The following is a 10,539-nucleotide window of genomic DNA, read 5'->3' as shown; positions in this document are numbered from 1 at the left end:
GGTCTCCACCTTGCTGACCCGCACCGAGGCGCCACAGCCAACCACCGTCGCCACCCCTGCCGCCAGCAACAACATGCCGAGCCCACGGTGCCACCGGGGTGTGCTCATTCGACTCTCGGGATGCCCGACCCGGAGACCGGGCCCTCTGTTCCTTATCTGAATCCTTCTTCAGGAAAACGCACAGGATGCACCGACGGCCCGCCGTCCGGAGAACACTGCCGTCTCTATTAGCATACCGGCATGCCTATCGCAAGAGAAAACCCAGACGGGAGGCGGGGACAGGCGGGGGGGCTGCGGATGAATGGCATCTCACCGCACGCCTGGCCCCACCGCCCATCCCTGGCGCCAAGAGCCGCTGCCCGGCCGGTTTCAGGCGCCCTGACCGCGCCGGGGCCGCGACTGGATGGACTTGCGCAGGTTCTCCGGCAGCCCCCGCTCCTTGCCCGCCTTCTTGCGGCGCTCGGAGAGACTCTTGGCACAGAGGGGCTGACGCAGGGAGAAGCCGTGCTTCTTCCGGTAGGAGCGGCCATCCAGGTTGTGGGAACGAAGATGCTTGGGGGAAAGCATCTTGAACTCCTGGCCGCACTCAAGACAGATGATCCGGTTCTTCTGGATCGACTTCTCCGGGCTGATGGCGGGCGGCACCGCTGCGGCCTCGGCCTCTTCAGCTGCCTCCTCGCCGAGGCCGGCGAAGGCCGCTGCGGACCCCACCTGCTGCATACCCTGCAACGCCTTGAAGGTCTGCTGCAGGGCAAAGGTAATCTCGTCGGTTGACATGCTGCGTGTCGAGGACTGTGCCTGCACGATATCGGCTGCCATTTCCACCAGGGTCTTCGCCATACATTCCTCCCGTGCCCGCAAGATGAGGATGAGAACAGAACAGCCGATCGCGATCGCCTTGACCCCGCTCGGCCCAGCCTCGCCGGAGGCAATTCCGATGCCGGCACAGCATCGGCAGGGACTCCGGCTCAAGATCACCCCAATTATTGCACAGCGAAGGCCTGATGCAAGATCTTTTTTGTCCATGGTCGACCTGCATCTGTCACGAACTGATCCCGGCGCATCCCCATCACCGTCCGCATCACCTGGCAGTCTCGCACCGATCTCCGCCGGCGACCAGCCACATGCCTGTTGGCAGGCAGCTTCATTCCGGGCCAAGAGACTGTCCCCGCATTTGCTGCTGAGGACCGTTCTGCACTGCGCAGGATGGATGCACGCGGAGCGGCAAGATCGCTGATCCTTTGCCGGCCGGCCTCTTCTCCCCGCCTGATGACTTCCCGCCCACCCCTCAGCTGCCGCCGGGATGCGCGACTTGGCCCCAGCAAGACGGCTATCGCCGGCAGCCGAACAGGGCTGTTCCCACCCGAACCAGGGTGGCGCCCTCCTCGATGGCGATGGAAAAATCGGCGGACATGCCCATGGACAGTTGGCAATCCTTGGCGGGCAGCAGGCCCTGCCGGATGAGATCAGCGGCCAAGTCAGCCAGGGCCCGGAAATGGGGGCGGCTGGCCTCGGGCTGGTCAGCCGCGGGAGGAATGGTCATGAGTCCCCGGACGACCAGGGTGGGGAAAGTGGCAAGACCGGCCAGCAGCTCGGAGGCCGCCTCCGGCAGCACGCCGGACTTCTGGGGCTCGCCGCCGATGTTGATCTGGACCAGGATCTCCAGCCGGCGGCCCTCCGCCGCCAGGGCCTGGTGCAGGCGCTGGGCCACCGACCGCCGCTCCACCGTTTCGACAACGGAAAAAAGCGCCGCGGCCTCCCGCGCTTTGTTGCTTTGCAAGTGGCCGATGAAGTGCCAGATCACTGGTCCGGCCACCGCCTTGATCTTGTTCCGGGCCTCCTGGAGATAATTCTCGCCGAAGTGACGCTGGCCGGCGGCCACCGCCTCCTGGATGCGGGATACCGGCACCCGCTTCGACACCGCCACCAGCTGCACCGACTCCGGCGACCGGCCAGCGCGCAGGCAGGCGGCCGCCATGGCCTCCCGGATCCGGGCCAGGTTGTCGGCAATGCCAGGCATCATCGGGCCTCCGGGGTCAAGAAGCGCTGGGGCAGGCGAAACAGCTCCTCCGCATTGGCAGTGGTAGCCTGGGCGATCTCCGCCACAGGCCGGCCCCGCAGCTCCGCCACCCGGAACGCGGTGCTGACCACCAGGGCCGGCTCGTTGCGGCGGCCCCGGCGGGGCTGTGGCGCCAGATACGGGGCATCGGTCTCCAGGAGCAGGGCCGACAGGGGCAGAGAAGCCGCCACCTGGGCCAGGGCCTCGGCCTTGGGGAAGGTGACCACCCCGGGGATGGAGACGAGAAAGCCGGCGGCCACCGCGGTTCGGGCCAGCTCCAGATCCCCGGAAAAGCAGTGCATGACCCCCCGGGCCGGCAGCGGGCCCACCCGGTCCAGGATGGCCAGGAGGTCCGCATGGGCTTCGCGATCGTGCAGCACCACGGGCAATCCCAGGTCCCGGGCCAGGCGGAGCTGCCGCTCCAGATGCTCCTTTTGAGTCGCCATCGGGGCGTATGCCTTGACCGCGTCGAGGCCGATCTCCCCCAGGCCCACCACCCCGGGGCTTGCGGCCAGGGCGGCCAGCTCGTCGTAGTCGGCGCCGGTCAGGCCGCTTACGTGATGGGGATGGATGCCCACGGTGGCGAACACCCCGGGAAAGCGCCCGGCCAGCGCCACCGCCTGCCGGGAGCTGGCCAGATCGATGCCGATGGTGACGAGACGGGTCACCCCGGCCGCCCGGGACCGGTCCAGGACCGCCAGCAAATCCTCGGCAAAGGCCGCCATATCGAGATGACAGTGGGTGTCCACCAACTGGACCCCCGCGGGCAGGACCGGCAGGGCTGCCGGCGGCTTCTGGGCCATGGCTCGTCGTCTCCTTGCTGCAACGCCGCCCTTGTCCAGGACGCCGGCCCTGTCTACCAGAAATCGCCGCCTGCCGCAACGCCGAGGAGGGCAAGACCAGACCGGCCTCGCGGCTGGCAGGGCCGAGGCCGCAACCTGGCCGCCGATCGCCCGCCGGCTGCAAACGGGCTGCCCCCTCCCGGTGGCCTGCTTGACAAAGGACAAGAGGCCATACTAATGTGGCCAGCGCTGCCGCCGCCGAACCGGGGGCGGGTCGCCCCTCCTCCTTCACCCGGAGCTGTGACCATGGCCTCCTCCGTCTCGCCGGTCATTGAAGCCATCCACCGGCGGCGCAGCATCCGCGAGTTCACCGCCGAGCCGGTGGCCCGGGAGACCCTCCTGAAGATCATCGAGGCCGGGATCTGGGCGCCATCCGGCCTCAACAACCAGCCCTGGCGTTTCGTCACGGTGCTGGACCCGGCGGTCAAGGAGGCGCTGGCCGGCCAGACCCGGTACGGCCACATCGTGCGGGCCGCCGCCGCCTTGATTGCCGTCTACCTGGACCAGGAAGCCATGTACGACCCGGTGAAGGATCACCAGGCCGCTGGCGCCTGCATCGAGAACATGCTGCTGGCAACCGAGGCCCTGGGCCTGGGCGCCGTCTGGCTGGGCCAGATCCTCCAAAGCCGGGAGGCGGTTGGCCAGATTCTCGGCCTGCCCCCCGGCCTGGAGCTGATGGCGGTGGTGGCGGTCGGCCATCCGGCCCACCGCAGCCAAGTCTCGACCCGCCGGCCGCTGGCCCAGTTCATCCTCAAGGAGCTTTAGTCCCCAGGCCGCCCGCCGCCAGCCCGACCACGGCGCCGCTGAACCCCTTGCCCCGAGGAGACCAGCCATGATCTCTGCCTGCCCCCGCCTCGTTGTTGTCGCCAGCCTGGCCTGCTGTCTGGTGGCCAGCGGCTGTGCCAGCGTCCTGGAGCCCGCCCCGGCCACCCAGGCCCCCGATGCCGCCGCGGTAGATCTGCCGCCGGAGAACGCCCCCTACTACACCGAGCACAACGACATTCCCATCCCCAACGAGCTGTCCTGGGACCGGGATGACAGCATGTCCATCCGAACCGCCTCCTTTGCCGGTGGCATCCTGGCCTTTTCCGGCCGGGTGGAGGTGAGCTCCCTGGCCAAGTACTTCACCGGGGCCATGGCCAAGCACGGCTGGCAGGTCGCCGGCCAGGTGACCTACCAGAACATCCTCCTGGCCTTCACCAAGCCGCCCAACAAGACCTGCATGATGAGCATCTTCGAGCCGGATTTCGGCATGAAGACCAGAGTGTTCATCTACGTCTCCGAGGATCTGGCCGGGAGCGGCCGGACCGGGGCGGGCCTGCCCGGCCCGGCACTGGCTCCGCCCCTGGGGGGCAGGGTCCAGGAGGAGCCCCTGCCCCCCGGCCGCGGCTACCGCTGAGCCCGGCCTACGGCTGGTCAACCTTTTGTCCGTGGGAGAGCCGCCCTTTATGCCTTCACCCCAACTCGCCCACCGCCACGTGCTGCTTGGCGTCACCGGCTCCATTGCCGCCTACAAGGCGCCGGACTTCGTCCGCCGCCTGCGGGAGGGAGGGGCCGCCGTCTCGGTGGTGCTCACCGAGTCGGCCAGCCGCTTCGTCAGCCCCCTCACCTTCCAGGCCCTGTCCGGCAGCCGGGTCTACACCGGCATGTTCGAGGCCGGGGACGGCGAGATGCCCCACATCGGCCTGGCGCGGGGCTGCGACCTCGTGCTGGTGGCGCCGGCCACCGCCCAGACGGTCTCCTCCCTGGCCGGGGGCGCCGCCGATTCCCTGCTGGCCGCCATCATCCTGGCCTGCCGGGCGCCGGTGGTGGTCTGCCCGGCCATGAACAGCCACATGTACCAGCACCCGGCCACCCAGGCCAACCTGGAGCGGCTGCGCCACTTCGGCTACCGGATCGTCGAGCCGGAGTGCGGGGCCATGGCCTGCGGCGAGGAAGGACCAGGCCGGCTGCCGGAGTGGGACGCCATCCGCGAGGCACTCCTTGCCGCCCTCGCGCCCCAGGACCTGGCGGGCGAGACCGTACTGGTCACCGCCGGCCCCACCCGGGAGTTTCTGGACCCGGTGCGCTATCTGTCCAACCGCTCCTCGGGCCGCATGGGGGATGCAGTCTGCCGCACCGCCCGCCGCCGGGGCGCCCGGGTCATCCTGGTGAGCGGCCCCACCGCCCTGCCACCGCCCCCGGGGGTCGAGCTCGTCCGGGTGACCACAGCCCTGGAGATGGCCCAGGCGGTGGAGCGCCAGCTGGCCCAGGCGAGCCTGGTGGTCAAGACAGCGGCCGTGGCCGACTTCCGGCCGGCGGTCTGCGCAGCCACCAAGATCAAGAAGGCGCAAGGCGTGCCGGCCCTGGATCTGGTGGCCAACCCGGACATCCTGGCCGAGGTCGGCCGGCGGCGAGGCGCAGGCCCCTCCCCTTTTCTGGTGGGATTCGCGGCGGAAAGCCTGGTCACCGCCGACGAGGGCTGGCGCAAGCTCCGCGAAAAGAACCTTGATCTTCTGGTGGCCAACGACATCAGCCGCGCCGACGCCGGCTTCGACGTGGACGCCATCGCCATGACCCTCTTCCTGCGGGATGGCTCCATGGAGGAGTGCCCGCTCCTGACCAAGGAAGAGGCCGCCGACCGGCTCTGGGATCAGGTGGTCCTCCGGCGCCCCACCCCGGCCATGCCTGCCCACACCTGATCAACCCCGCCTCATCCCGAAAGGTACTGCCATGCCCGATGCCCCCAGCGGCCGGCGCCCGTTCTCGGCCATGGTCTGGGCCGCCCTGCCCTGGCTTCTTCTCCTGGCCCTGGTGGCGGCCATCCTCACCCTGGGCCGCCTGGTGAGCCAGGAGAGGCAGCGCCTGGCCGCGGAGAAGGCGGCGGCCCTGGCCAACGACCGGCCACCGGTGAATGTGGTGGTCCAGCGCCTGGCCCCCCAGCCCCTGGCCGACCAGCTGGAGCTGCCCGGCACAGCCCTGCCCTGGCAGGATCTCTTCGTCCATGCCCAGGTGCGGGGCCAGATCGTCAGCCTGCCGATCCGGGAGGGCGACCGGGTGGCCGAGGGCCAGTTGCTGGCCGAGATCGACCCCCGGGACTACCAGCAGGAGCGGGCAGCGGTGGTCGCCCGGGAGGAGCTGGCCCGCCTCGAGGTGCAGCGCCTGAGCGGCCTGGCCGGCCGCCAGGCGGTGGCCCAGGCGGAGCTGGACCGGGCCCAGGCCCAGCTGCAGGAGCTTGCCGCCGCCCGGGCCGGGGCGGAGCTGGCCTTGGCCCGCACCCAGGTCCGGGCGCCCATGGCCGGCATCGTGGACGAGCTGCCGGTGGAGCGGGGCCTCCTCCTGGAGCCTGGCGATCCGGTGGCCAGGATCCTCGATCTCTCCCGGGTCAAGGTGGAGGTCTTCATCCCGGAGTCCGACGTTCCTGCCGTCCAGAGCATGCCGGAATGCCAGCTGGCCTTCGATGCCCTGGCCGGCCGCTCCGTAGTCGGCCGCAAGATCTTCCTGGCCAGTCAGCCCGACTCCCGGGCCATGGCGTATCGGCTGCACCTGGCGGTGGACAACCCGGACGGCGCCATCCGGGCAGGCATGTTCGCCCGGGCGACCATCGTCAAGCGCCGGCTGCCGGCAGCCCTGGCGGTGCCCCTGTATGCGGTGCTGGCCCAGGATGAGGAGCGCTTCGTCTACGTGATTGAAAACGGCATCGCCCGCCGGCGGACCGTGGTCACCGGCATCCTCCAGGGCTGGAGCATGGAGATCCCCTCCGGCCTGGCCGAAGGTGAGCTGGTGGCGGTGGTCGGCCACCGCAGCCTGGGGGACGGGCAGCCGGTGGCGGTACGCCGCATCGCCGACAGCCTGGCGGAGATCCTGCCATGATGGTCAGCGATACCGCCGTCCGCCAGCGGGTGACCGTGCTGGTCCTGGCGGCGCTGATCCTGGTCTTCGGCCTGTACTGCTACCAGGCCCTGCCCCGGGAGTCGGACCCGGACGTGACCGTACCCAACGTCTTCATCTCCACGCGCTACCGGGGGGTGTCGCCGGTGGACATGGAGACCTCGGTGACCATCCCCCTGGAGAACAAGCTCAAGGGCCTGGAAAATGTCAAGAAGATCCAGTCGGTCTCCGCCGAGGGACTCAGCTCCATCAATATCGAGTTTGTGAGCGGCACCGACATCGATCTGGCGTTGCGCAAGGTCAAGGACCAAGTGGACGAGGCCATGGCCGAGCTGCCCAACGACCTGGACGAGGACCCTTCTGTCTTCGAGGTCAACTTCTCGGAGCTGCCCATCGTCGTCCTGTCACTCACCAGCCCGGTGGAGGCCGGGCGGCTCAAGGAGATGGCCGACGATATCGGCGACGCCATCGAGACCATCCCCGGCATCCTGGAGGTGGAGGTCTCCGGTGGCCGGGAGCGGGAGATCCGCGTCGAGGTCTTTCCGGAAAAGCTCGCCTATTACGGCATCCCCATCCAGACCCTGGAGCGGACGGTGATGGGCGAGAACGCCAACACCTCTGCCGGCGCCTTGCGCCTGGCCGACGGCCGCATCCAGCTCCAGGTGCCCGGCAAGGTGAAGAATCCCAACGAGCTCTTCCAGATCGTCGTGGGCAGCCACCAGGGCCAGCCGGTGCATCTCAAGGACGTGGCGACGGTCCGGGACAGCTTCAAGGAGGAGGCGGGCCGGGCGCGGCTGGATGGCCAGGAGGCGGTGAGCATCCTGGTCAAGAAGCGGGCCGGCGAGAACATCATCGCCATCACCGACGCCATGGATCGGCTCCTGGCCGAGCTCGCCCCCACCTGGCCCCTGGGCACCCGCATCACCAAGCTCATGGACAAGGCCAAGGACATCCGGATGATGGTGGCCGATCTGGAGAACAACCTCGTCACCGGTCTTCTTCTGGTGGTCCTGGTCCTGCCCCTGGCCATGGGCCTCCGAAACGCCATCCTGGTGGCCCTGGCCATCCCCTTTTCCATGCTCCTGTCCTACTGCGTGCTCTTTGCCCTGGGCATCACCTTGAACATGGTGGTCCTGTTCTCCCTGACCCTGGCCCTGGGGATGCTGGTGGACAACGCCATCGTCATCGTCGAGAACATCTTCCGCTTCGCCTCCCAGGGGGTGCCCCGGGTGGAGGCCGCCATGCGGGCCACCAGCGAAGTGGCCTACCCGGTGATCGGCTCCACCCTCACCACCCTGGCCGCCTTTCTTCCCATGCTCTTCTGGCCCGGGATCATGGGCGAGTTCATGCAGTACCTGCCCCTGACCTGCATCATCGCGCTGTCGGCGAGCCTTTTCGTGGCCCTGGTCATCAACCCCGCCCTGGCTGCCTTCTTCATCCAGGCCGCCCCCTCCGGGAGCCCGAGCCGGCCGGCTGCCGGCGAGGCGCCGCTCCTGGAGCAGCTGGGGCCGATCCTGTCCGCCTACCGCCGCCTCCTGGCCTGGGCACTGGATCACCGGCTGGTGGTTCTGGGGAGTGCCGTCGCCCTGGTGGTGCTCACCGTCCAGGTCTGGCTCCTTCTGGTGGGCCTCGACCGGCCGGTGGAATTCTTCCCGGCCATCGATCCCAAGACCCTCTACGTCAACCTGGACCTGCCGGAAGGCGCCGACCTGGAGCTGGCGGACCGGGTGGCCCGGGCGGTGGAGATGGCGGTGGCGGATGAGCGGACCGGCCCGGTGCCCCTGGTGACCGCCACTGGCTACCAGGAGGCCCTGGCCGGCAAGGAGCACCGCACCGCCGGGGGCGTTCCCCTGACCGCGGTCTCGGACCTCCCCTCGGTGCGGCACCTCTATGCCCGGACCATGGCCAACCCCGAGGCCGGCTTCCCCTTCGACCCCAACGCCCCCAACCATATCGGCGTGCAATTCCTGGATCTGGTGGAGCGCCCCGTCCCCACCCCCCGGATCGCCGCCGCCATCCGGGAGCGGGTGGCGCTCATCCCCGGCGCCAAGGTGACGGTGAACGAGGCCAGCGAGGGACCGCCCACCGGCGCGCCCATCAACATCGAGATCAGCGGCCCGGACTTCGAGGTCCTGGGCCTCATCGCCCGCCGGGTGCGGGAGGTGGCCGCCGCGGTGCCCTTCGTGGAGGACATCCGGGACGACTTCATCGCCGGCGCTCCCACCATCCGCCTGGAGGTTGACCGCCAGCGGGCCGCCCTGGCCGGCCTCAGCACCCAGGCCATCGGCGCTGCCCTGCGGCTGGCCTACAACGGCAGCGATGTCTCCACCTTCCACGAGCAGGACGAGGAGTACGACATCACCGTGCAGCTGCCGGAAGGAGCGCGCCGGGATCCGGAGCTTCTGCGCACCCTCATGGTCCCGCTGCCGGACGGCCGCCTGGTGCCGCTGTCCACCCTCACCCGACTGGAGTATGGCGGCAGCATGGGCCGCATCGTCCGCATCGACAACCAGCGCACGGTGACGGTGAAGGCCAACGTGGATGAATCCCGGGTGCCGGGTCCGGTGGCCCGGGCCCAGGTGGAAAGGCTGATGGCTGCCTTCGAGATGCCCCCCGGCTACCGCTACCGCTTCACCGGCGAATTCGAGTTCCAGCAGGAGTCCGAGGACTTCCTGGCCAAGGCCTTCATCGTCGCCCTGTTCCTGGTCTTCCTGGTGCTGGTGGCCCAGTTCAACTCCATCGCCCAGCCCTTCATCATCATGACCTCGGTGCTGCTCTCGCTGGGCGGCGCCTTCTTCGGTCTGGTGCTGCACCGGATGAGCTTCGGCATCATCATGACCGGAGTGGGCGTCATCTCCCTGGCCGGCGTGGTGGTGAACAACGCCATCGTCCTCCTGGACTACACCAACCAGCTCAAAGCCCGGGGCCTGGCCGTCCGGGAGGCCCTGCTGCTGGCCGGCTGCACCCGGCTGCGGCCGGTCCTTCTCACCGCCGTCACCACCATCCTGGGCCTCATCCCCATGGTCACCGGCATCTCCGTCGACTTCCACACCATGTCCATGGCCTGGGTGAGCGAGTCCTCCCAGTGGTGGCGCTCCATGGCCGTGGCGGTGATCTGGGGCCTGGCGGTGGCCACCCTCCTCACCCTGCTCGTGGTGCCCTGCCTGTACTCCCTGGTGAGCTCCGCCAGCGCTGCCGCCAGCCGCCTGACCCGGGCCAGCCACCGGGCCTGGTGGGGGCTCTACGAGCGGCTGTTCGGGACGACGGCGGGGCGGTGAGCTGTTTCGGGAAGACGGCGACGGCGGAACGGATGGGCAGTGCGCACGAAAAAACAGCGAATATCGAATGTCGGACAAGGAATGTCCAACCGCAGAAGGGACCGGCAGAACTGATCTGAAACGTCAATTACCGGTCCCTTCTGCCTTCGAAACTCCTTGTTGGACATTCTGCGGTTCGTTTTTCACGGTAACCGCCCCGGCACCGGCAAGCCCCCGGCGCGCAGCTGCCGCACCTCCTCCACAGCCAATCCGGTACGACGGGCGATGGCCTCGTCGTCCAGGATGTCCAGCAGGTTGGCTGCCACCTCCATTCTGGCCTCCTGACGGCCTTCCTGACGGCCTTGCTGACGGCCCTTCTCAAGACCCTTCTCAAGGCCCTTCTCAAGACCCTGCGCCAAACCCCTCTTCATCCCGATCCGCTCCACACTGGACACATACGGCATGGTCGCCTCCTCCTCGAATTCCACCACCTGCTCATAAAATCCCTGCT

General features: G+C 68.8%; 9 protein-coding genes. 5 read left to right on the top strand and 4 right to left on the bottom strand.

The genetic code is table 11. The features are described from left to right. Nucleotides 1-369 precede the first annotated feature (369 nt). From AB1634_17000 to AB1634_16990, 3 genes are all read right to left on the bottom strand, one after another. A complete protein-coding gene (locus AB1634_17000; GenBank protein ID MEW6221214.1) occupies nucleotides 370-840 on the bottom strand; it encodes a MucR family transcriptional regulator in 471 nt (156 codons plus the stop codon). A 490-nt stretch (nucleotides 841-1,330) separates the two neighbouring features. Next, nucleotides 1,331-2,023 carry a YggS family pyridoxal phosphate-dependent enzyme gene (locus AB1634_16995; protein MEW6221213.1) on the bottom strand — a complete coding sequence of 231 codons (693 nt, stop codon included), beginning with the start codon at nucleotides 2,021-2,023 and terminating at the stop codon, nucleotides 1,331-1,333. Then, nucleotides 2,020-2,862: a TatD family hydrolase gene (locus AB1634_16990; protein ID MEW6221212.1), complete on the bottom strand. Its 843-nt coding sequence runs from the start codon at nucleotides 2,860-2,862 to the stop codon at nucleotides 2,020-2,022. The genes AB1634_16995 and AB1634_16990 overlap by 4 nt, the downstream gene beginning before the upstream one ends. A 285-nt stretch (nucleotides 2,863-3,147) precedes the next feature. Here AB1634_16990 and AB1634_16985 point away from each other — a divergent pair, with 285 nt between their 5' ends. From AB1634_16985 to AB1634_16965, 5 genes are all read left to right on the top strand, one after another. Further along, nucleotides 3,148-3,666 (top strand): nitroreductase family protein, encoded by a 519-nt coding sequence (locus AB1634_16985; protein ID MEW6221211.1) that lies wholly within the window; start codon nucleotides 3,148-3,150, stop codon nucleotides 3,664-3,666. 67 nt (nucleotides 3,667-3,733) lie between these two features. After that, nucleotides 3,734-4,300 carry a hypothetical protein gene (locus AB1634_16980; protein ID MEW6221210.1) on the top strand — a complete coding sequence of 189 codons (567 nt, stop codon included), beginning with the start codon at nucleotides 3,734-3,736 and terminating at the stop codon, nucleotides 4,298-4,300. 49 nt (nucleotides 4,301-4,349) lie between these two features. Further along, nucleotides 4,350-5,582: a bifunctional phosphopantothenoylcysteine decarboxylase/phosphopantothenate--cysteine ligase CoaBC gene (gene coaBC, locus AB1634_16975; GenBank protein ID MEW6221209.1), complete on the top strand. Its 1,233-nt coding sequence runs from the start codon at nucleotides 4,350-4,352 to the stop codon at nucleotides 5,580-5,582. 31 nt (nucleotides 5,583-5,613) lie between these two features. Beyond that, the gene (locus AB1634_16970) at nucleotides 5,614-6,753 is read left to right on the top strand and encodes an efflux RND transporter periplasmic adaptor subunit (GenBank protein MEW6221208.1); all 1,140 of its coding nucleotides are present in this window, start codon (nucleotides 5,614-5,616) and stop codon (nucleotides 6,751-6,753) included. Beyond that, entirely contained in the window at nucleotides 6,750-10,049 is a 3,300-nt protein-coding gene (locus tag AB1634_16965; protein MEW6221207.1) for an efflux RND transporter permease subunit, read from the top strand. Before AB1634_16970 ends, AB1634_16965 begins: the two co-directional genes overlap by 4 nt. 182 nt (nucleotides 10,050-10,231) lie before the next feature. On the opposite strand, the gene AB1634_16960 is transcribed toward AB1634_16965, so the two are convergent. Then, nucleotides 10,232-10,539: hypothetical protein (locus tag AB1634_16960; protein MEW6221206.1), on the bottom strand; the 308-nt coding region annotated here is incomplete at its 5' end.

The sequence above is a fragment of the Thermodesulfobacteriota bacterium genome (genome assembly GCA_040755095.1).
In the GTDB taxonomy this organism is placed as follows: Bacteria; Desulfobacterota; Desulfobulbia; order Desulfobulbales; family JBFMBH01; genus JBFMBH01.
This window is presented reverse-complemented; position numbering and strand designations above follow the sequence as displayed.

What these genes read in the sequence shown, in the direction of transcription:
- AB1634_17000 (MEW6221214.1), bottom strand. Translation starts at nt 840, where the DNA reads ATGGCGAAGACCCTGGTGGAAATGGCAGCCGATATCGTGCAGGCACAG.
- AB1634_16995 (MEW6221213.1), bottom strand. Translation starts at nt 2,023, where the DNA reads ATGATGCCTGGCATTGCCGACAACCTGGCCCGGATCCGGGAGGCCATG.
- AB1634_16985 (MEW6221211.1), top strand. Translation starts at nt 3,148, where the DNA reads ATGGCCTCCTCCGTCTCGCCGGTCATTGAAGCCATCCACCGGCGGCGC.
- AB1634_16980 (MEW6221210.1), top strand. Translation starts at nt 3,734, where the DNA reads ATGATCTCTGCCTGCCCCCGCCTCGTTGTTGTCGCCAGCCTGGCCTGC.
- AB1634_16970 (MEW6221208.1), top strand. Translation starts at nt 5,614, where the DNA reads ATGCCCGATGCCCCCAGCGGCCGGCGCCCGTTCTCGGCCATGGTCTGG.
- AB1634_16965 (MEW6221207.1), top strand. Translation starts at nt 6,750, where the DNA reads ATGATGGTCAGCGATACCGCCGTCCGCCAGCGGGTGACCGTGCTGGTC.
- AB1634_16990 (MEW6221212.1), bottom strand. Translation starts at nt 2,862, where the DNA reads ATGGCCCAGAAGCCGCCGGCAGCCCTGCCGGTCCTGCCCGCGGGGGTC.
- coaBC (MEW6221209.1), top strand. Translation starts at nt 4,350, where the DNA reads ATGCCTTCACCCCAACTCGCCCACCGCCACGTGCTGCTTGGCGTCACC.